Genomic DNA, 20,249 nt, shown 5'->3' on the forward strand with positions numbered 1-20,249 from the left:
GTTCCTTGTCCTTGTGGGTTGATGCGGCGTGTGGCCGGAAACGGCGTTTCGCGGCGTTTTGCCGGCTGTCCGCGGATAGCAGCTGCCGGATTCGCCGATAATATTTTGCTGCCATTTTACAACTTTGGTGCAAAAACAGGCAAAGAATCTGCGGGACAAGGGCAGTTTTGTGTAATTTGGGTAAAGAAAGCGGCCGCGGCCTTTACACGGAACGCAGACGCCAATCGGGTTTGAGTTTTTGATTGGATTGGATAAATTCTGAATTTTGCGGGAAGAAGCCTGCGGGAAAAAGTGGAATTGAATCTGTATCTTTTCAGCACTTAACACGCCACGCGGGATTTTCAGGCTGCCTGCAGCAGCCAGTGCAAAAGGGCGTAGGAAGACACGGCGATGCCGACGGTGGGCAGCATCGGCAGGCGGCAGGCGGCAGCGGCGGTCAGCAGCATGGCGATCAGTTCGTCGGGTTTGCCGGAAACGAAATGCGGGGCGATAACGGCGGCGATCACACAGCCGGGGGCGGCATCCATCACCCGCACTGCGCGCGGGCCGAAGCGGCGGTTGCGCAGGGCGAAATAGCCGATCAGACGGGTGGAATAGGTGATCACGCCCATGCCGACGATGGTAAGCGCGGAAGTAAAATCAATCATGCTGCGCTCCTTGTTTGGCGGACGGGGCATTTTCAGGCTGCTTGCCGCTGCCGGCGAAAAAGGCGGTCAGCAGGCCGGCGGCGGTGCCGGCCAATACATACCAGCCGGAAGCGGGCAGCAGCAGATAGAGACTGCCGGCGGCAATCAGGCTGGCCAGCCAGGGCAGGGCGGCGCGGCTGCCGCGCCACATGCCGCGCAGCAGCACCAAAAAGACCGCGGGAAAGGCCATGCCGAAACCGTAGCGGCTGATGTCGCCCAACAGCGGGCCGGCCAAGGTGCCGACCCACACCGACAGCAGCCAGCTGGCATACAGCGCGGCGGCCAGCACGCCGTAGTAGCGCAGGTTCAGCGGCGCCGGTTTGTCCGGCGTGCTGCGGTTTTTGGCGTCGGCCAGCCCCAGCGCCCAGCTTTCGTCGCACATCACAAACAGCGTCGGCAGTAGTTTTTTCAGCGGCAGGCCGCGCAGATGGGGAATCATTGCCGCGCTCATCAGAATGTGGCGGCTGTTGATCATCAGCGTCATCGTCCAAATCAGCAGCACCGGCAGCGGGCTGGCCCACAGATTGACGGCGGCAAATTCCGAGCCGCCGGCATAATTCACCGCCACCATCAGCACGCTCTCGAGCGGACTCATGCCCTTTTGCGCCGCCTGCGCGCCGAGAATGGTGCCGAAGGAAGCGAAGCCGATGCACACCGGCAGCGCATCGCGCAGGCTGCGGCGGGTATCGGCGTGAAGCAGGGGACGGGTAGGGGCGGGCTGGGCGGACATAGCGGAAAAAAGAAAAAGCGCCAAAGGCAAAAGGCGGCAAATGTAGCACAAAACGCCGCCGCCATCACGGCGCAAATAGTGGTTTTCAGGCTGCCTGAAGACTGCTTTTGCCGGCAGGGCGGCGTGTGCGCGCAAACCGGCGGTGCGGCTTGTGTACGGCGATACTGAAAAAACAGGCGCGCCGGCAGCCGGCAAAAAAGCAGCCTGAAAGCCGCCGCGCACGCTTTCAGGCTGCCTGAAAAGCGGAAATTTGCTATTATCCGCGCTTTTGCGATTTTCAGGCTGCCTGCCATGTCCGTCTATACCAGCGTTTCCGACGACGAAATGCGCGTTTTCCTTGCCGACTATTCTCTGGGCGCATTCAAAGCGCTGCACGGCATCGCGCAGGGGATTACCAACAGCAATTATTTTCTCGATACCGACAGCGGCAGCTATGTACTGACGGTGTTCGAAGTGCTGACGCAGCAGGAGCTGCCGTTTTTTATGGAACTCACCCGCCATCTGAGCAGCCGCGGCGTGGCCTGCCCGCAGCCGGTGGCGCGGCGCGACGGCCGCATGGACGGCACGCTGGCGGGCAAGCCGGCGTGTATTGTCAGCCGTTTGGCCGGCGGCGACACTTCCTGCCCCACCGCCGAGCAGTGCCGTGCCACCGGCGCCATGCTCGCCGCCATGCACCTGGCCGGTGCCGACTTCCCGCAGCAGATGCCCAACCCGCGCCACGCCGCCTGGTGGACGCGCGAAGCCGAGCGCCTGTATCCGCTGCTCGATGCCGCCGATGCCGAACTTCTGCGCGATGAAATCCGTTTTCAGGCTGCTGTTGACTACGGCAGCCTGCCGCAGGGCATCATCCACGCTGATTTGTTTAAAGACAACGTGCTGCTCGCCGGCAATGAAGTTGCCGGTTTTATCGACTTTTACTATGCCTGCAACGGCACCTTTGTTTACGATCTGGCCATCGCCCTGAACGACTGGGCGCGCCATGCCGACGACAGCATCGACGAAACCCTGCGCGATGCTTTTGTTGCCGGCTACCAAAGCGTGCGCCCCTTGAGCGCCGCAGAAACCGCCGTGCTGCCGGCCGCCTGCCGTGCCGGCTGCCTGCGCTTTTGGGTGTCGCGCCTGCTCGATTACCATTTCCCTGCCGAAGGCGAGATGACCTTTATCAAAGACCCCAAAGCCTTCCGCAACCTGCTGTTGCGCTACCGGCAGGCAGCCTGAAAAGCGCTTTTTCCTGTTTTTTCCCGTTTCACAGGGTTTCAGGCTGCCCGAAACAAAATACCGCATCCGTTTTCCGATTTAGCCGCTTATGAGCCGAAAGAATCCCCAACCCGCCCGCCCGAAAACCAAAACGGCGGCCAAGCCCGTTAAAACCGCCAAGTCCGCCCTTATCCGCACCCCGCTGCCTGTCGACAATCCGCAGATCAGGCGGTTGTGGGCGGATGTGCGCTGGTTTGTGATGGCGGTGGCTGCGATTTACCTGATGCTGCTGCTGGCCGGCTTCAATATGCTGGATCCGGCGTGGTCGCGCAGCGTGCCCAAGCAGGGCGACATCCACAATCCCGCCGGCCTGCTCGGCGCCTATCTGGCCGACATTTTTTATTATCTGTTCGGCTTTTCCGCGTGGTGGCTGCTGAGCGCCACGGTTGCCTGGCTCTACCGCAACACCCGCCGCTTCAGCGGCCAGGCGCGCTATCAGGGCTGGGTGGCCGGTTTGGGGCTGGGGCTCTTGCTGTTTGCCAGCCCGGTGCTGGAAACTTTGAGCGCAGGCAAAACGCTGGACGACAGCCTGCCGATCGGTGCCGGCGGGCTGGTCGGCTCGCTGGTGGCTTCGGGGCTTCGCCATGTGCTGGGGCTGGCCGGCAGCGTCGGTTTGTCGGTGATGCTGGTGTTTGTCGGTTTGTCGCTGCTGCTGCAGGTGTCGCCGATGGACGTTTCCGAAAACATCGGCCGCGCCTGCGAATATGTGTTTCGCAAGCTGTTTGTGCGCAATAAGGCCGCTGCGGCGATGCAGCCTGAAAAACCGCGCGCCAAGCCGCAGCGTAGCGGGGCGGAAGAAATCGTTGCCGAGCCGGTTACGCCGGTGGCCGGCAGCAAAAGCAACCGCAAAATGTCGGTGCAGGTGGCGCAGCCGCAGGTGCCGGTGGCGCCGCCTAAGCCGCAGCCGCAGGAAGTGGGCGAATACCGCCTGCCCGATATCGGCAGCCTGAAAACGCCAGAAGCCGGTCCGGCTTCGATTGATCCGGCCAAGCTCGAACGCACCGCGCTGAGCATCGAAACCAAACTGGCCGAGTTCGGCATTCAGGTGCAGGTGGTCAGCGCCACCGCCGGGCCGGTGATCACCCGCTACGAAATCGAGCCGGCGCAGGGGGTGAAGGGCAGCCAGATTGTCAATCTGTCCAAAGACTTGGCACGCTCGCTGCGGGTGCAGTCGGTGCGGGTGGTCGAAACCATCCCCGGCCGCAGCACCATGGGCATCGAGCTGCCGAACGAAGAGCGCCAGGAAGTGCTGCTGCAGGAAATCTTCACTTCGCCGGTGTTTACCGACGCCCCGTCCAAACTCACCGTGGCGCTGGGTAAAGACATTGCCGGCGTGCCGGTGGTGGGCGATCTGGCGAAAATGCCGCACCTTTTGGTGGGCGGCATGACCGGTTCGGGCAAATCGGTGGGTGTGAACGCCATGATTATGTCGATGCTCTACAAGGCGCGGCCGGACGAAGTGCGCTTTATTATGATCGATCCGAAAATGCTCGAACTCTCGGTCTATGAAGGCATCCCGCACCTGCTGTGTCCGGTGGTTACCGATATGAAAGCCGCCGGCAACGCGCTCAACTGGTGCGTGGCCGAAATGGAAAAACGCTACCGGCTGCTCTCGCATGTGGGCGTGCGCAACCTGGCGGGTTACAACGAAAAAATCGCCGCCGCCCGTGCTGCCGAAAAACCGCTGTCCAACCCCTTCACCCTCACGCCCGACGATCCCGAGCCGCTGGAAGAGTTGCCGCAGATTGTGGTGGTGATCGACGAGCTGGCCGATTTGATGATGACCGAGAAAAAAGCGGTCGAAACCCAAATCGCCCGCCTTGCCCAAAAAGCCCGTGCCGCCGGCATCCACATGATTATCGCCACCCAGCGCCCCAGCGTGGACGTGATTACCGGCCTGATTAAAGCCAACGTGCCCACCCGCATGGCCTTCACCGTGCAAAGCCGCATCGACAGCCGCACCATCCTCGACCAGATGGGCGCCGAAGATTTGCTCAAATACGGCGATCTGCTGTTCCTGCAGCCGGGCAACGCCGAACCCACCCGCCTGCAGGGCGCGTTTGTGAGCGACGACGAAGTGCACCGTGTGGTGTCGTTTATCAAAGAGCAGGCCGAGCCGAATTACGTTGAAGGCATCCTCAGCGGCGAAGCCGCCGGCGAAACCAACAGCTTTATCAACCCCGAAGTTGCCGGCAGCGGCGGCGACGAGCTGTTTGACCAGGCAGTCGCCTTTATCGCCAGCAGCCGCAAAACCTCGATTTCCTCGCTGCAGCGCCACCTGCGCATCGGCTACAACCGCGCCGCCAACCTGATGCAGGCGCTGGAAGACGGCGGCATCGTCTCCCCGCCCGATGCCGGCGGCGCCCGCCAAATTCTGGTGCGGCAGGAATAGCGTCGTTACCGCATGCCAAAAGCAGCCTGAAAGCAGGCAGACAGTGCCTAAGCGGCGATAAAAAGGCAGCCTGAAAACTGGACAAACGGTTTTCAGGCTGCTTTTGCATTCGGGGGCTGCTACGGGTTTGACCCAATCCCCATCACCCCTGTTTCAGCTTTTTCGCCAAATCGATGTTGGCGCGGATGGCGGCGACGGATTCGGCGAGTTTGGCCTGCTCCCAGGCGTTGAGTTTGGGCGGCAGCTTTTTCTCGACGCCGTTTGCGCCGATGACGACGGGAATGCTGAATACGATGTCGTGCTGGCCGAGTTCGCCGTCAATGTAGGTGGCGGCGGAGAAGACGGCTTTTTCGTCGAGCACGATGCTGCGCAGGATTTCGGTGGCGGCTTGGGAGACGGCGGCGTCGGTTACGCCGTCTTTGGGGTGGAAGACTTCGTAGGCAGCCTGAACGACTTTGTCTTTGACTTCATCCGCGCTCCAGTTGTCTTGGCCGAAATATTCGGGCAGCTCGGCGTAGGGCACGGTGGCGATTTGCGCGCTGCCCAACAGCGGGAAGGCGGTGTAGCCGTGTTCGCCCATCATAAAGGCGTTGACGGCTTTGGGGTCTAGGCCGTAGCGGCGGCCGAGCAGAAAGCGCAGGCGGGAGGAATCGAGGGTGCAGCCGGTGCCGATGATTTTTTCTTTTGGGTAGCCGAACTCGGTGGCGGCGATGTAAACGACGGTATCGAGCGGGTTGGTGATGAAGACGAGAACGGCGTCGCGGGTAACGCGGCTGATGTCGCCCATGATTTGGCGGATGATGGCGGCGTTGTTGCCGAGCAGGGCTTGGCGGTCGGCGGGGACTTCGCCGTGCGGCCAGATGTGGGTGGCGGCGATCACGATGGCGTCGGCATCGGCGATGTCGTCGTAGCTGCCGCCGTAGATATTGACGTTGGCGCGGCCGAGCATACCGGCGGCGTGCATTTGGTCGAGGGCTTCGGCGGCGGCGCGTTCGCTGCGGGTGTCGATGGCGACGATTTCGCCGAACAGGCCGGAGAGGGCGGCGTTTTCCAGTACTTCCGATCCGACATGGCCGACGCCGATAACGGCGAGTTTGTTGGTTTTCATAGGACAGCTCCTTGTAGGGTTGCGGTGGGAAAGCCCGGCCGTGCTCGTGCGGGCGCACGGCCGGAAAGGAAAGGGGTTTATTCTTTAAAGACGAAAGCGTCGTCGGTATAGAGTTTGAACAGGTCGCGGCAGATTTTGTAGGCGACGAAACCGACGGCAAAGGGGATGACGAGCCAAGCCAGCAGCATCACCAGTATGCCGCAGCCGCCCGCCAGCGAGGCGATGGGGCCGACCAGGCCGACCAGGCCGAAGCCGGATGAGGCGGGCGTGCCGACCAGGTTGAAAAAGGGCACGGACAGGGCGCTAACGGCGGCGGTAAGCACCATCGGCACGGCAATCAGCGGCCGTTTTAAGAAGTTGGGCATCATCATTTTCATCGCGCCCAGCGCAATGGCGATGGGGATGCCCGATTCGTTTTTGCGGCCGGTGCCCCACACCAGCACGGCGGTGGTGGCGGCAATGCCCATCGAGGCCGCGCCCGCCGCCAGTCCGTCCAGACCGATGGCGATGCCGATGGCAACGGTAGAAACGGGGCTGACGATAATCACGGCAAAGGAGGCGGCAATCAGCACGCTCATCAGATAGGGTTGCAGTTCGGTAAAGGTGTTGATGCCGTGGCCGATCACGGTGGTGATGTGGGCGGTGAAAGGCAGGATTTTCCAGCCGAGAAAGCCGACGCCGGCGCCGATGAAAATCGGTAGGCAGATAATGTTGAGTGCGCCGAAGCGTTTGCCGACCAGCCGCACCGCCAGCACCGCCAGCGCGGCGGTGAACATGGTGTTGATCAGATCGCCGATACCGGCAAGCTGGAAAATGCTTTGTTCGATATTGTCTTTCACCACTTCCACATACTTCCACGCGCCCGAGCCGATATAGGCCGCGCCGCCAACCGCCAGCTGCTGCATCGGCGCGAGCTGGAATTTCTGGCCGATGAGAATGCCGGCCATAATCGGCGTGAAGAATTGGAAAACTTGGAGAACGTGGAGAAATTCGTTGGCAAAGCCGCCGAAGGTGGGATGGCCGAGCAGGGGTTTGAGCAGGGTGGCCAGAATGGCGTTGGGAATCAGGGCGACGACAATGGCGATGGCCGTGCCGTTGAGAATGTTGTTGAGAAAATCGGTGACGGATTCTTTTTTGCTTTTTTGTGCTTCGCTCATGGCGTTCTCCTTCATTTCGTCAAAATGGGAAGCCAAATGATAGCAGATAATGTTTGCAGAGAAATTGATATAGTGTAAGAAACGGCGTTTCAGGCTGCCTGCGGTGTGTTGGCGGCGCCGCAAGTAATAAAAAAACGACGGCTTCTGCCGTCGTTTTTTTGTATCGGGATGGGTTACAGCTGGGTTTGTTTGACGATATTGCCCAGCGTGCGCACGTCGCTGACGCGGTTGGCGGAGCTGTTGGCGCCGAGTACCACGATAATCACCGGATCGCGGCCGAGTTTGGCCTGCAGCACCATTGATTTGCCGGCTTCGCGGATGTAGCCGGTTTTCTGTACGGTGATGTCCCACTGGCCTTCGCGCACTAAAGCGTTGGAGTTTTTATAGTTTTGCACTTTGCCGGCGCTGGTGTAGGCCGAGCCGCTGTTGGCGGTGCTTAGTTGGCGGATTTTCGGATAGTTGGTGGCGGCTTTGACCATGCGGCTCAAATCGCGGGCGGTGGAAACGTTGCGCGGATCCAGGCCGGTGGGTTCAAAGAAGCGGGTGTTGCTCATGCCCAGGCTTTTCGCTTTGGCGTTCATTGCGGCAACAAAAGCGCTCATGCCGCCCGGATAGGTGCGGGCCAGGGCGTGGATGGCGCGGTTTTCGCTGCTCATCAAACCCAGATGCAGCAGTTTTTCGCGGGTCAGGGTGGTGCCGATGGACAGGCGGCTGCCGGTGCCTTTGAGACGGTCGATTTCGGCTTCGGTGATGGTGATCTGCTCGTTCATGTTCAAACGGGCATCCAGCAGCACCATGGCCGACATCATTTTGGAAATCGAAGCGATGGAGCGGACGTTGTCGATGTTTTTCTGGTAAAGGATTTTGTTGTTGCGCGCATCCATAATCAGGGCGGAGCGGGCGTTGAGCTGCGGGCCGTAGTAGTTGGCCTGCTCTTCGATGGTGCTGTTTTCGATGATTTGTTTCAGGGGGTCGGCATCGTTGGCGGCAACGGCGGGAGCGATTTGTTTTTGTTCGAGAAGCTGGCCGATCAGGTCTTCGTCGTCCAAGGCGAAGGCGCTGGAGCACAGGCTCAGGCCGATAAGGGTGCTGCAACAAAGTTTTTTGCTGAAACGGGTAAAATTCATGGCGGCGTCCTTGTGTGCGATAACAGATTGAAAACTAATGTTTAATCCGTTTTGGGATAAAAAACGGCGGCAATCATACCATTATTGGCGCGACCGACAAAGGGAAATCAGACAGAAATTCATGTAAATACGCAAAAATTTACATTCCGGCAAAGCAGCCTGAAAGCAGGGCAGGAGTGCTTTTGCACGCTTTCAGGCTGCTTTTTCTGTGTGGCGGCCGTAGTGGCGGCGTGTTTTTGTTAAGTTTTGTCGGCCGGTTTTTCAGGCTGCCTGAGTATTTGCAGGCAGCCTGAAAAAAAACAGCCGTCAGCGGCGCAGGCGCAGGGCGTTCCACACCACCAGCAGCGAGCTGAAACTCATGCCCAGCGCGGCCAGCCACGGGGTAACGAAACCAGCCAGCGCCAGCGGTACGGCGATCAGGTTGTAAACGCTGGCCCAAATCAGATTTTGGCGGATAACGGCGCGGGTGCGAGCGGCAAGGGCAAACAGATGGGGCAGGGCGGTGGGGTCGTCGTTGAGCAGCAGGATGTCGGCGCCGTCGCGGGCGACGTCGGCGCTGCCGGCCACCGCCACCGAAATATCGGCGGCGGCCAGCACCGGCGCATCGTTGATGCCGTCGCCGAGCATCAGCACGCGCCGCCCCTGCCGCTGCAGGGTCTGCACATAGGCGAGCTTGTCTTCGGGCGTGGCTTCGGCGCGGATGTCGCTGATACCGAGCGTTTGCGCCAGCGCGGCGACGGCGGCGCGGCGGTCGCCGCTGAGAATGTGGACGGCCAGGCCGCGGTTTTGTAGCTGGGCAATCACGGTATCGAAGCCGGCTTTGTTTTCGTCGGCCAGCAGATAGGCAGCCTGAAAACCGTCGGCATTGCCCAGCGCGATCACGCTGCCCTGCTGCTCCAGTTCGGCCAATTCCGGCGGGATGCCGCCGGCGGTTTCGGCAACAAATTCCGGCCGGCCGAGCGCCCAGTTTTGTTCGCGTCCGGCAATGGTGAGCAGGGCGCAGACGCCGTGACCGACGCGGCTGACGCGGTTGCGGGCGGCAACGGCGTTTTTCAGGCTGCCTGCCACCGGCAGGGCGGCGATGGCGCGGGCGGCGGGGTGTTCGGAATGCTCTTCCAGCGCCTGAGCGGCGGCATTGGCATAGGGATTGCCGGCCAGCGCCAGGGTGCGGACAACCTGCAGGCGGCCGTGGGTCAGGGTGCCGGTTTTGTCGAAAACCACGGTATCGACGGCGGCGAGCGTTTCCAGCGCATGCCCGCGCGCCACCAGAATGCCGCGGGCGGCCAGATTGCCGGTGGCGGCGGCCAGCGCGGCGGGGGTGGCCAGCGACAGCGCGCAGGGGCAGGTAACCACCAAGAGCGACACGGTAATCCACAGCGCGGTGCCGGCATCGGCAAACCACCACCAGCCAATAAAGGTGGGTACGGCGGTGATGATCAGGCTGCGGGTAAAGGTGGCGGCATAGCGTTCGGCCTGCTCGGCCAAGCGCGGTTTCTGCGACAGCGCGCGATCGAGCAGGCGCACGATGTGGGCAAGACGGGTGGCGCTGCCGGTCTGCTCGACGCGGATGGTCAGCGGGCCGGCGGTATTGAGCGTGCCGGCGGTAACACGGCAGCCTGAAAACTTGGGCACCGGCAGGTTTTCGCCGGTGAGCATCGCTTCGTTGATTTCGCTTTCGCCTTCGAGCACCACGCCGTCGGCGGGGATGGTTTCGCCGCCGCGCACCAGCAGCACATCGCCGGCTTTCAGGCTGGCTACGGCGGCTTCTTCGCTTTTGGGGTCGGGATAGGCCGGCAGCAGATGGCAGAACGCCGGCACCAGTTTAACCAGCCGCTCGGCGGCATCGCCGGCTTTGCGCCGTGCCGACTGCTCCATAAAGCGCCCGAGCAGCAGGAAGAACACAAACATGGCGATGCTCTCGAAATACATGCCCTGTCCGGCGTTGGAGAGCAGCGCGTAGATGCCGGCGATAAAGGTCATCACGATGGCAATAGCCACCGGCGTATCCATGCCGGTGCGGCCGTTTTTAAAGTCGCGCCACGCGCCGCGGTAAAACGGGGTGGCGGAGTAGAACATCGCCGGCAGCACCATAAAAAACGCGCCCCAGTGCAGCAGCAGCAGGTATTGCGGCTCGATGTCGGCGTAAAGATAGGTCGGCAGCGCGAACATCATGGTCTGCATGCTCGAGAGTGCGGCCACCGCCAGCCGGATCAGCATTTTTTTGCGCTCGCGCTGGGTTTGCGCTTCGTGTTTTTGGGCGTCGTAGGGCGCGGCGCTGTAGCCGGTTTCGCGCACGGCAAGCAGGATGTCGGACAGGCGGACGCGGCTTTCGTCCCAGCATACCCGCGCGCGCTGGGTGCTGTAATTGAGTTCGGCGCGTTCGACGCCGGCCAGGCGCATCAGTTTTTGCTCGATCAGCCACACGCAGGCGGCGCAGGTAACGCCGCCGAGCATCAGCACCGCTTCGCGGCGGTTGTCGGGCTGGATTTCGACAAACTCGGCCTGCACTTCGGGCAGGTCGTACAGTTTGAGCTGTGCCAGCACTTCCGGCGGCGGCAGCACCGCGCGTTCGGCTTCGGCGGTGCGGTGCTTGTAATAGCTGCCCAGTCCGGCGTCGATAATGCCCTGGGCAACGGCCTGGCAGCCGGCGCAGCAGGTCGGCTGTTCGTTCCCTTCGTAACGTACGGGATAGCGGCTGCCGGCGGGAACGGGCAGGCCGCAGTGGAAGCAGGAAGATTCGTCTGGATTCATGGCGTGTGCGGGGTTTCAGGCTGCCTTGTTTTTCGGGTTTTGGTGTTTTGGTGCGCGGTGCGCACCCTACGGCGGGTGGTTTTCAGGCTGCTTTTGGGGTTTCGGCTGTAGGGTGCACACCGTGCACCATTGGTTGCGCTCTGGTGTTTTGGTGCGCGGTGCGTACTCTACGGCGGATGGCTTTCAGGCTGCTTTTGGTTTTCAGGCAGCCTGAAAAGGGCGGGGCTTTATTCGATGCCGGCCAGTTTGTGGGTTTGGATGCTGAGCTGCCAGTGCGGTTTGCCGGGGCGCTCGTTGAGTTCGCCGAGCAGGCGCAGGGTTGGCAGCAGGTTCATTTGGCCGTTTTGCTCGCAGGGGGAAAGGTAGTAGCGCTCGGCGCGGATGCGGCCTTCGATTTCGGCGCAGAACTCGGGAATGGAATCGTCGTCGGCAACGATGCGCACTTCGTCGGCGCGACTGATGCAGCGCTTGGCGTAGGCTTCGCGGTAGAGACGCTTGGGGCTGGCGGCGATATAGTCGATTTGCGGCGGAATTTTTTTCAGCGCGTTGGTTTCGATGGCCAGATAGCGGCCGGCGCGTTTGAGTTCGTCCAGCAGCACTTCGAGCTTGGGCTGGATGGTCGGCTCGCCGCCGGTAATGATGATGTTGCGGGTGTTGTGGGCGAGCACTTCGGAAAGGATGTCGTCGAGACCGCGCATGCCGTAGCGGTGGTAGTCGGTGTCGCACCAGTGGCAGGCGAGATTGCATTTGCCAAAGCGGATGAAAACGGCGTCCATGCCGGTGTTCCAGCCTTCGCCCTGCAGCGAGCGGAAGATTTCGACGATGCGGTAGGACGGCTTCATTCGCGGTACTCGCAGTAGGACGACGGAGTTTCCCACAGGCGGATCAGGCTGACCGGCAGGCCGGCGCGGTGTTTGAGCAGGCCGAAAATGTGCTCGGCCATCGCTTCGGCGGTGCTGCGGCAGGGCAGGGCGTAGGTTTTGGAATCGAGACTCTGCAGCAGCTCGGCGACGCGGCTTTCACGCTCGCTGCCGCTGTCATAAATAAAGGCGTGGTCCATCAGATCGAGTACATGGCGCTGCACGCAGTCTTTCAGGTCGCCAAAGTCGATGACCATGCCGCGCTTGGGGCCGGTTTCGTGCAGGCTGCCTGAAACTTCTACCTGCAGGATATAGGTGTGGCCGTGCAGGTTTTTACATTTGCCGTCGTGGCCGTCGAGCATGTGCGCCATGTCGAAGGTGAATTGTTTGGCGGTTTTAAACATGTGTGTGTTCCGGTGCGGCAGCCTGAAAACGGCGGCCTGGTGTTGGGATTACGCATTTTAACATGCGGTGCAGGCAGCCTGAAAAGGCGCTGGGTGCTATCGGCGGAATTGCAGGCAGGCGTTTTCAGGCTGCCTGCCGCCTGCGTGGCGGATGCGGCGGTTTTCGGTTATGATGCCGCACGTTCAGGGCAGCCTGAATTTTTTTATGGGCGCTTGCCCGTCAAATTTACACTTCGCAAACACACAGAAAGGACAGCAAAATGTCAATCAAACAAGAATTCAAAGACTTCATTATGCGCGGCAATGTGATCGATCTGGCCGTCGGTATGGTGGTCGGCACCGCCTTTTCCGGTATCGTCAAATCGCTGGTGGACGACGTGATTATGCCGCCCATCGGTCTGATTCTGGGCGGGGTGGACTTTTCCAATCTGTTTTTAACGCTCAAATCCGGCGCCAACCCGCCCGAAGCCGGCTACGAAACGCTGGCCGCCGCCAAAGCTGCCGGTGCGGTAACGCTGAACGTGGGTGTGTTTATCAACGCGCTGGTGAGCTTTATGATTGTCGCTTCGGCGATTTTCGTGGTGGTGAAACTGATCAACAAACTCAAAGGCGCGCCTGCCGCCGCCGAGCCGGAAGCGCCGGCCGGACCCAGCGAAGAAGTGCTGCTGCTGCGCGAAATCCGCGATTCGCTGAAAAAATAAACGCCGCACCGCGCGATGCGGCGCCGAGGCAGCCTGAAAACGCTGCGCCCGCCCGCCGATTGCCATGCTTTGAGGCAGCCTGAAACGGTTTCAGGCTGCCTGATTGTCTGCTAGAATCGCGCCTTTCGTTTTTCAGATACACCCCCTTTTGATTAGGAAAGCCCAGCTATGATTGGAAGCGTATTTGCCGCAGCGGATCCGGCGCCCGCCCCCGGCGGTTTGATGAGCTATATTCCGCTGATTGCGATTCTCGCCCTGTTTTACTTTATGCTGTTCCGTCCGCAGCAAAAGCGCGAGAAACAGCGTCAGACAATGATCAGCGAGTTGCAAAAAGGCGACCGCGTGCTTTTGGTTTCCGGCTTCTACGCCCGCATCATCAAGCCCGGCGAAACCGTGTTTACCGTTGAAATCGGCAAAGGCGTGCAGGTGGAAATCGACCGCAACGCCATCGCCCAGAAAGTCGAGCAGCCTGCCGCTGCTGATGCCAAATCCGAATAAGGCTGCCTGAAAGCCGGATCACTGCCGACACCGCCCCATGCCGTCGGCAGTTTGTTTGCCCTTAACACAAGGCTCCCCCTATGAACCGTTACCCGCTTTGGAAATACCTGCTGATCGCCCTAACGCTGGCGGTGGCAGCCATTTACGCCCTGCCCAACCTTTACGGCGTAACCCCCGCCATCCAGATTTCGACCAACCGCCAGTCGGTGGTTATCAATCAGGAAACCGAGCGCCGCGTCGCCCAGGCGCTTCAAGAGGCCAATATCAAAACCGACGGCATGTTTATCGCCGGCGGCAGCCTGAAAGTGCGGGTGAGCGACGCCGACAAAATCAATGCGCGCGATGCCATCGACAATGTTTTGGGCGAGGGCTATATCGTTGCCCAAAACCAAATCGCCAACAGCCCCGACTGGCTGGCGAAAATCGGCGCCAACCCGATGTTCCTGGGTCTCGACTTGCGCGGCGGCGTGCATTTCACCATGCAGGTGGACATGAAAGCCGCGCTGGAAAAAGCGCTCGACCGCAACGCCGGCGACGTGCGCCGCACCCTGCGTGAGCAGAAAATCCGCTCCGGCACCATCCGCAAATCGGGCAACAGCCTGCTGGTGCCCTTCCAAGACCAGGCCGATCTGGACAAAGCCTATCCCGAGCTGCAAAAGCTGTTTACCGACAATATGACCGGCCAGCCCTCTTTGGAGATGTCCAGCGAGGGCAATACCCTGAAGCTGACGCTGCCCGAGCAGCAGCTCAACCAAATCCGCAAAAAAGCGGTTGAGCAGAACATCACCACCCTGCACAAGCGCGTAAACGAATTGGGCACCGCCGAGCCAGTGATCCAGCAGGCCGGTGCCGACCGCATCGTGGTGCAGCTGCCGGGTATGACCGATACCGCCAAGGCCAAAGACATTATCGGCCGCACCGCCACGCTGGAAGTGCGGATGGTGAGCGAAGACTTGGATCTGATCCAGCAGGCTGTCGGCGGCAACGTGCCTGAAGGCTACGAGCTTTTGAGCGATAAAGACGGCAATCCCTATCTGGTCAGCAAACAAGTCGAGCTGACCGGCGACAACATCAACGCCGCCCAGTCGGCCATCGACGAAGAAAGCAAGCGCCCCACCGTCAATCTGAATCTGGACAGCGTCGGCACCACCGTGTTTGCCGACTTGACCGCCGCCAACCGCGGCAAAATCATGGCGATGGTGCTGATCGACCAGGGCAAGTCCGAAGTGATTACCGCGCCGCGCATCCAAGAGCCGATTCCCGGCGGCCGCGTGCGCATTACCGGCATGGCCGGCACCGCCGAAGCCAACGACGTCGCCCTTCTGCTGGGCGCCGGCTCGCTTGCCGCGCCGATGGACATTATCGAAGAGCGCACCATCGGCCCGTCGCTGGGTGCGGAAAACATCACCAAAGGCGTGAACTCAACCGTGTGGGGCTTTGCCGTGGTGGCGGTGTTTATGGTGATTTACTACCGCCTGTTCGGCATCTTCTCGGCGCTGGCGCTCAGTGCCAACCTGTTGTTCCTGTTTGCCATTCTTTCCGCGCTGCAGGCCACGCTGACGCTGCCGGGCATCGCCGCCATCGCGCTGACGCTGGGTATGGCCATCGACTCCAACGTATTGATTAACGAGCGAATACGTGAAGAATTACGTGCCGGCAAAAAACCACAGGTGGCGATTAAAGAAGGTTACGACCATGCTTGGGACACCATTCTCGACTCCAACCTGACTTCGCTGATCGCCGGTATCGCCCTGCTGGTATTCGGCTCCGGCCCCGTGCGCGGTTTCGCCATCGTCCACTGCCTTGGCATTATGACTTCCATCTACTCGTCGGTAGTGGTATCGCGCGCCCTGGTTAATCTGTGGTACGGCCGCCGCCGCAAGCTGACCCGCATTTCCATCGGCGTACACTATCCGCCGGTAATCGACCGCGACGACAACGTGGCACTGGAAAAGGAATAACTCATGGAACTGTTCCACTTCAAACGCGACATCCCCTTTATGAGCTATGGCAAGCTCACTACCTTTATCTCGCTTGCCACCTTCATACTGGCGGTATTTTTCCTGGCTACCCGCGGCCTGAACCTGTCGGTGGAATTTACCGGCGGCACGCTGATGGAAGTCGAATACAAGCAGCAGGGCGCCAATATCGACCAGGTGCGGCAGGATTTGGAAAAACTGCAGTTGGGCGAAATCCAAGTGCAGGCGCTGGGCACCAACAAGCACATTATGGTCCGCCTGCCCAACAAAACTTCCGCCGCCCAAAGCGCCGACGGCCAGAAAGCCGAAACCGCCAAGCTCTCCAACCAAGTAATGGAAGTGCTCAAACAGCGTAATGCCGACGCCTCGCTGCGCCAGGTCGAATTTATCGGCCCGGCCGTCGGCGAAGACTTGGCGCGCAACGGCCTGATTGCGCTGGGCATGGTGGTCGCCGGCATCATTCTGTATCTATCGATGCGTTTCGAATGGCGTTTTGCCGTTTCCGCCATTATCGCCAATATGCACGACGTGGTGATTATCCTCGGCTGCTTCGCCTTTTTCCGCTGGGAGTTCTCGCTCACCGTACTGGCCGGCGTGCTCGCCGTGCTCGGCTATTCGGTAAACGAATCGGTGGTGGTGTTCGACCGTATCCGCGAAAACTTCCGCAAGCCGGCAATGCGCAACAAAACCGTCCATCAGGTGATCGACAACGCCATTACCGCCACCGCCGGCCGTACCGTGATTACACACGGCTCCACCGAAGCGATGGTGCTTTCCATGCTGGTATTCGGCGGCGGCGCCCTGCACGGTTTTGCCATCGCCCTGACCATCGGCATCGTCTTCGGCATCTACTCCTCCGTACTGGTTGCCAGCCCGCTGCTGTTGATGTTCGGCCTGACCCGCAACAACGCGTTCAAGCAGAAAAAACAGAAAGAAGAAGTTGTGGTCTGATTTTTGCCCGCACCGCAAACAAGGCAGCCTGAAAACGGGGTTTTCCGTTTTCAGGCTGCCTTTTGGTGCGCGGGGCGGCACCCTACCTGCCGTCTTTTAGCTGCGTAGGGTGCGCCCCGCGCACCGTTGGGTGGATTCGGGTAAGCCGAAATACGCTTTGCACCCCATCTGCCGCCAAGCAGCCTGAAAAGTTAAAAAACAGGCAGCCTGAAAACTTTTCAGGCTGCCTGTTTCAAACCGTGGCGCGAAAATCAGGACATTTCGGCGGCGTATTGTTCGGCACTCATCAGGCCGTCGAGATCACGCTCATTGGCCGGTTTGATTTTGAAGAACCAGCCGTCGCCGTAGGGGTCGCTGTTGGCGGTGTCAGGGGCATCTACCAGCGCTTGGTTGGTTTCCAATACGGTGCCGGCAATCGGCGCGTACACGTCGGAAGCGGCTTTCACCGATTCGACCACGCCGGCCTGCTCTTCGGCGGCCAGCTCGGCGCCCACTTCGGGCAGTTCGACAAACACGATGTCGCCCAACAGCTCTTGCGCGTGGTGGGTGATGCCCACGGTTACGCTGCCGTCGGCTTCCAAACGCAGCCATTCGTGGCTGGCAACATATTTCAAATCGGCGGGGATATTGCTCATGGTTGGGTTCCGTTTCTCGGTTGGTTGGCGGGTGCTGGCGCGGGCGGTGCCGCGGCTAGCGTTTAAAGGGCGTAAGTTTACATTAGCCGCAAGGATTCTGGCAAAGATTTCACACGGGCGCCGCTATCGACTAGCGGCAGGGTAAAAGTCTTGCGCCGCAGGGTAAAGTTTTGCCGGACGCGCCGTCGCACAAGGGCTGCGGTTTCGGGTAAAATCCGCCGTTTGATTTTTCAGGCTGCCTGAACGGATACCGCCATGCTCAACAAAGACCAATTCGCCGACAACCACTTCATCCGCACCATCATCGAAGACGATCTCAAAAGCGGTAAACACACCGCCATCCAAACCCGTTTCCCGCCCGAGCCCAACGGCTATTTGCACATCGGCCACGCCAAATCCATCTGCCTGAATTTCGGCCTCGCCTACGTGTACGACGGCCTGTGCAACCTGCGCTTTGACGACACCAACCCCGAAAAAGAAAATCAGGAATACGTTGATTCGATTAAAGAAGATGTCAACTGGCTGGGTTTCGAGTGGGCGGGCGAGCCGCATTACGCGTCCGACTATTTCGACCGCCTGTTCGATTACGCCGTCGGCCTGATTAAAGACGGCAAAGCCTATGTCGATGATTTGACCGCCGAAGAAATGCGCGAATATCGCGGCACGCTCACCGAGCCGGGCAAAAACAGCCCTTACCGCGATCGCAGCATCGAAGAAAACCTCGACCTGTTCACACGCATGAAAAACGGCGAATTCCCCGACGGCAGCAAAACCCTGCGCCTGAAAATCGACATGGCATCAGGCAACATCAATATGCGCGACCCCGTCATCTACCGCATCCGTCGCGCCCACCACCACAACACCGGCGACAAATGGTGCATCTACCCGATGTACGACTACACCCACGCCATCTCCGACGCCATCGAAGGCATCACCCATTCCCTGTGCACGCTCGAATTTGAAGCCCACCGCCCGCTGTATGACTGGGTGCTCGACAACATCCCTGCGCCGCATGCCACCCGCCCGCGCCAGTACGAATTTTCGCGCTTGGAACTCCTGTACTCCATCACGTCCAAACGCAAACTCAACCAGCTCGTTGCAGACGGCCACGTTTCAGGCTGGGACGACCCGCGCATGCCCACCATCTCCGGTATGCGCCGACGCGGCTACACCCCCGAAGGCCTGCGCCTGTTTGCCAAACGCGCCGGCATCTCCAAATCCGAAAACGTGATCGACATGAGCGTACTCGAAGGTGCCATCCGCGAAGAGCTGGAAAACTCCGCCCCGCGCATGATTGCTGTGCTCAACCCGCTCAAAGTCACCCTGACCAACTTCGACCCCGCCCAAGCGCAAAGCCGCTACGCCCCCTACCACCCCAACCACGAAGAAATGGGCGGCCGCGAACTGCCGATTTCGCAAACGCTTTACATCGAAACCGACGACTTCGCCGAAAACCCGCCCAAAGGCTTCAAACGCCTCGTCCCCGGCGGCGAAGTGCGCCTGCGCCACAGCTACGTGATGCGCTGCGACGAAGTCGTCAAAGATTCAGACGGCCATGTAGTCGAACTCAAATGCAGCCTTGATTACGACACGCTGGGCAAAAACCCCGAAGGCCGCAAAGTCAAAGGCGTCATCCACTGGCTCTCCGCCGAACACGCCGTACCCGCCACCGTGCGCCTGTACGAGCGACTGTTCACCGAACCGCGCCCCGACGCCGTGCGCGGCGCAGACGGCGAATACCTGCCCTTCACTAACTTTCTCAACCCCGAATCCGTGCGCGAAATCCAAGCCTGGGTCGAAGCATCCGCCAACGATTTGCCGCCCGAAAGCCGTTGGCAGTTTGAACGCCTGGGCTATTTCGTTACCGACCGCAAAGACCACCGCCCCGAGCAACCCGTGTTCAACCGCACAGTAACGCTGAAAGATTCTTGGCAGCCCAAGTAATCTGTTTGCAGCAGCTGCACTAAAAAGCCGTCTGAAAACTTGAAATTCGGTTTTCAGACGGCCTTTGTTGATAAAGGATTGAGATGGAACGTTATTCCGTACATTTGAAACTGCTGGGAATGGCGGTGTTGTGGGGCGCGTCTTGGCCGATGGGGCGGATGCTGGGGCAGTCGCTGCTGCCGCTGACGGGCGGGGCGGTTCGGTTTGTATTGGCTTCGGTTTTGCTGTTGGGCTGGTTGTTTGCGCGCAGCAGGTTTGTAACCTTGGCGGCTTTGTCGGCACGGCAATGGCTGGGCTTGACGGTAGCCGCTTCCGTCGGGGTGTGCGGCTATGCGGTGTTTTTCATGCTGGGTTTGCAGGCAATGCCGGCGGGTAAGGCGGCAGTGGTTGTGGCGGTAAATCCCGTGCTGACGCTGCTGCTGGCGGCTTGGCTTTTCAGCGAACGTTTAAATGCGAAAATTTTGGCGGGTATGCTGTTGGCGGTTTGTGGCGCGATAACGGCGGTAACGCAAGGGCAGCCGTTGGCGGTATTGTCGGGCGGCATCAAGGCGGGGGAGTGGCTGATTTTCGGCTGCGTGGTCTGCTGGGCGGTTTATACCTTAATCGGACGCGCGGTTTTGCGCGGGATAGACGCGCTGACGGTAACGGCGGCAACTTCGCTTATCGGCGCGTTGATGTTGACGGTGGTGGCATTGTGGACGGACGGATTGCCGTTTGAGGCGATGGCGGCGATGGATGCACGCGGTTGGACGGCATTGGCGTGGCTGGTCATCGGCGCGACGGTATTGGCTTACGCGTGGTATTTTGAAGGCGTGAAGATTTTGGGCGCAGGCAGCGCAGCGGCGTATATTACGCTCGTGCCGATTTTCGGCATGCTCAGCTCGGCGTGGGTTTTGGGCGAACCTTTGCATATTTCTCTGGTTGCGGGCTGCGCGGCAGCGGTCGGCGGCATGACACTGATGCGGTATGGGCAGAAGGTCGTCTGAAATTTTTGTTCGGGCATTTTTACTTTATTGAAATTGGGTTTCAGACGAACTTCAGCCTTAAAGCAGCCTGAAAACATCCACCA

General features: G+C 60.2%; 17 protein-coding genes. 8 read left to right on the forward strand and 9 right to left on the reverse strand.

Annotation, left to right across the window (positions count from 1 at the left end; translation table 11 throughout):
* Window positions 1–341: 341 nt before the first annotated feature.
* Together OP500_RS06045 and OP500_RS06050 are read right to left on the reverse strand one after the other, a co-directional pair.
* Window positions 342–647, reverse strand: a complete 306-nt coding sequence (locus OP500_RS06045) for an AzlD family protein (RefSeq protein ID WP_274070487.1) — start codon at window positions 645–647, stop codon at window positions 342–344.
* Window positions 640–1,416: an AzlC family ABC transporter permease gene (locus OP500_RS06050; RefSeq protein WP_274070488.1), complete on the reverse strand. Its 777-nt coding sequence runs from the start codon at window positions 1,414–1,416 to the stop codon at window positions 640–642. Before OP500_RS06050 ends, OP500_RS06045 begins: the two co-directional genes overlap by 8 nt.
* A 291-nt stretch (window positions 1,417–1,707) precedes the next feature.
* Here OP500_RS06050 and thrB point away from each other — a divergent pair, with 291 nt between their 5' ends.
* Both thrB and OP500_RS06060 read left to right on the forward strand, forming a co-directional pair.
* Window positions 1,708–2,634 carry a homoserine kinase gene (thrB, locus tag OP500_RS06055; protein ID WP_274070489.1) on the forward strand — a complete coding sequence of 309 codons (927 nt, stop codon included), beginning with the start codon at window positions 1,708–1,710 and terminating at the stop codon, window positions 2,632–2,634.
* Window positions 2,635–2,722: 88 nt separating this feature from the next.
* Entirely contained in the window at window positions 2,723–5,065 is a 2,343-nt protein-coding gene (locus tag OP500_RS06060) for a DNA translocase FtsK (protein ID WP_274070490.1), read from the forward strand.
* Window positions 5,066–5,207: 142 nt separating this feature from the next.
* Here OP500_RS06060 and OP500_RS06065 read toward each other — a convergent pair whose 3' ends face one another.
* The 6 genes from OP500_RS06065 to queD form a co-directional block, all read right to left on the reverse strand.
* The gene (locus tag OP500_RS06065) at window positions 5,208–6,173 is read right to left on the reverse strand and encodes a lactate/malate family dehydrogenase (protein WP_238748195.1); all 966 of its coding nucleotides are present in this window, start codon (window positions 6,171–6,173) and stop codon (window positions 5,208–5,210) included.
* Between the two features lie 77 nt (window positions 6,174–6,250).
* The gene (locus OP500_RS06070) at window positions 6,251–7,330 is read right to left on the reverse strand and encodes a PTS transporter subunit IIC (protein WP_238748196.1); all 1,080 of its coding nucleotides are present in this window, start codon (window positions 7,328–7,330) and stop codon (window positions 6,251–6,253) included.
* 173 nt (window positions 7,331–7,503) lie between these two features.
* The gene (locus tag OP500_RS06075; protein WP_238748197.1) at window positions 7,504–8,457 is read right to left on the reverse strand and encodes a serine hydrolase; all 954 of its coding nucleotides are present in this window, start codon (window positions 8,455–8,457) and stop codon (window positions 7,504–7,506) included.
* Between the two features lie 306 nt (window positions 8,458–8,763).
* The gene (locus OP500_RS06080; RefSeq protein WP_274070491.1) at window positions 8,764–11,208 is read right to left on the reverse strand and encodes a heavy metal translocating P-type ATPase; all 2,445 of its coding nucleotides are present in this window, start codon (window positions 11,206–11,208) and stop codon (window positions 8,764–8,766) included.
* A gap of 227 nt (window positions 11,209–11,435) precedes the next feature.
* On the reverse strand, window positions 11,436–12,050 hold the full coding sequence (locus tag OP500_RS06085) for a 7-carboxy-7-deazaguanine synthase QueE (RefSeq protein WP_274070492.1): 615 nt from the start codon (window positions 12,048–12,050) through the stop codon (window positions 11,436–11,438).
* Complete coding sequence (gene queD / locus OP500_RS06090; RefSeq protein WP_238748200.1) at window positions 12,047–12,472, reverse strand: 6-carboxytetrahydropterin synthase QueD; 426 nt, start codon at window positions 12,470–12,472, stop codon at window positions 12,047–12,049. Before queD ends, OP500_RS06085 begins: the two co-directional genes overlap by 4 nt.
* Window positions 12,473–12,732: 260 nt before the next feature.
* Between queD and mscL the strand changes: the two genes are divergently transcribed.
* The 4 genes from mscL to secF all read left to right on the forward strand — a co-directional run bounded on the left by mscL (window position 12,733) and on the right by secF (window position 16,601).
* Window positions 12,733–13,173 (forward strand): large conductance mechanosensitive channel protein MscL, encoded by a 441-nt coding sequence (mscL, locus tag OP500_RS06095; RefSeq protein WP_274070493.1) that lies wholly within the window; start codon window positions 12,733–12,735, stop codon window positions 13,171–13,173.
* 168 nt (window positions 13,174–13,341) lie between these two features.
* Complete coding sequence (yajC, locus tag OP500_RS06100) at window positions 13,342–13,671, forward strand: preprotein translocase subunit YajC (RefSeq protein WP_274070494.1); 330 nt, start codon at window positions 13,342–13,344, stop codon at window positions 13,669–13,671.
* Between the two features lie 80 nt (window positions 13,672–13,751).
* Window positions 13,752–15,632, forward strand: a complete 1,881-nt coding sequence (gene secD, locus OP500_RS06105) for a protein translocase subunit SecD (RefSeq protein ID WP_274070495.1) — start codon at window positions 13,752–13,754, stop codon at window positions 15,630–15,632.
* A gap of 3 nt (window positions 15,633–15,635) precedes the next feature.
* Entirely contained in the window at window positions 15,636–16,601 is a 966-nt protein-coding gene (gene secF, locus OP500_RS06110) for a protein translocase subunit SecF (RefSeq protein WP_274070496.1), read from the forward strand.
* Window positions 16,602–16,852: 251 nt separating this feature from the next.
* Here the strand turns inward: secF and gcvH are convergent, their stop codons facing one another.
* A complete protein-coding gene (gene gcvH / locus OP500_RS06115) occupies window positions 16,853–17,236 on the reverse strand; it encodes a glycine cleavage system protein GcvH (protein ID WP_238748206.1) in 384 nt (127 codons plus the stop codon).
* Window positions 17,237–17,491: 255 nt separating this feature from the next.
* Here gcvH and OP500_RS06120 point away from each other — a divergent pair, with 255 nt between their 5' ends.
* Both OP500_RS06120 and OP500_RS06125 read left to right on the forward strand, forming a co-directional pair.
* Entirely contained in the window at window positions 17,492–19,180 is a 1,689-nt protein-coding gene (locus OP500_RS06120; RefSeq protein ID WP_238748207.1) for a glutamine--tRNA ligase/YqeY domain fusion protein, read from the forward strand.
* Window positions 19,181–19,263: 83 nt separating this feature from the next.
* Window positions 19,264–20,166: a DMT family transporter gene (locus OP500_RS06125; RefSeq protein ID WP_274070497.1), complete on the forward strand. Its 903-nt coding sequence runs from the start codon at window positions 19,264–19,266 to the stop codon at window positions 20,164–20,166.
* Window positions 20,167–20,249 lie beyond the last annotated feature (83 nt).

Source organism: Kingella sp. SNUBH-2017 (assembly GCF_028680565.1).
Lineage (GTDB): Bacteria > Pseudomonadota > Gammaproteobacteria > Burkholderiales > Neisseriaceae > Kingella_D > Kingella_D pumchi.

Bases quoted from the DNA above. Each gene is read 5' to 3' on its own strand.
- OP500_RS06045 (WP_274070487.1), bottom strand. From the start codon at position 647: ATGATTGATTTTACTTCCGCGCTTACCATCGTCGGCATGGGCGTGATC.
- OP500_RS06050 (WP_274070488.1), bottom strand. From the start codon at position 1,416: ATGTCCGCCCAGCCCGCCCCTACCCGTCCCCTGCTTCACGCCGATACC.
- thrB (WP_274070489.1), top strand. From the start codon at position 1,708: ATGTCCGTCTATACCAGCGTTTCCGACGACGAAATGCGCGTTTTCCTT.
- OP500_RS06060 (WP_274070490.1), top strand. From the start codon at position 2,723: ATGAGCCGAAAGAATCCCCAACCCGCCCGCCCGAAAACCAAAACGGCG.
- OP500_RS06065 (WP_238748195.1), bottom strand. From the start codon at position 6,173: ATGAAAACCAACAAACTCGCCGTTATCGGCGTCGGCCATGTCGGATCG.
- OP500_RS06070 (WP_238748196.1), bottom strand. From the start codon at position 7,330: ATGAGCGAAGCACAAAAAAGCAAAAAAGAATCCGTCACCGATTTTCTC.
- OP500_RS06075 (WP_238748197.1), bottom strand. From the start codon at position 8,457: ATGAATTTTACCCGTTTCAGCAAAAAACTTTGTTGCAGCACCCTTATC.
- OP500_RS06080 (WP_274070491.1), bottom strand. From the start codon at position 11,208: ATGAATCCAGACGAATCTTCCTGCTTCCACTGCGGCCTGCCCGTTCCC.
- OP500_RS06085 (WP_274070492.1), bottom strand. From the start codon at position 12,050: ATGAAGCCGTCCTACCGCATCGTCGAAATCTTCCGCTCGCTGCAGGGC.
- queD (WP_238748200.1), bottom strand. From the start codon at position 12,472: ATGTTTAAAACCGCCAAACAATTCACCTTCGACATGGCGCACATGCTC.
- mscL (WP_274070493.1), top strand. From the start codon at position 12,733: ATGTCAATCAAACAAGAATTCAAAGACTTCATTATGCGCGGCAATGTG.
- yajC (WP_274070494.1), top strand. From the start codon at position 13,342: ATGATTGGAAGCGTATTTGCCGCAGCGGATCCGGCGCCCGCCCCCGGC.
- secD (WP_274070495.1), top strand. From the start codon at position 13,752: ATGAACCGTTACCCGCTTTGGAAATACCTGCTGATCGCCCTAACGCTG.
- secF (WP_274070496.1), top strand. From the start codon at position 15,636: ATGGAACTGTTCCACTTCAAACGCGACATCCCCTTTATGAGCTATGGC.
- gcvH (WP_238748206.1), bottom strand. From the start codon at position 17,236: ATGAGCAATATCCCCGCCGATTTGAAATATGTTGCCAGCCACGAATGG.
- OP500_RS06120 (WP_238748207.1), top strand. From the start codon at position 17,492: ATGCTCAACAAAGACCAATTCGCCGACAACCACTTCATCCGCACCATC.
- OP500_RS06125 (WP_274070497.1), top strand. From the start codon at position 19,264: ATGGAACGTTATTCCGTACATTTGAAACTGCTGGGAATGGCGGTGTTG.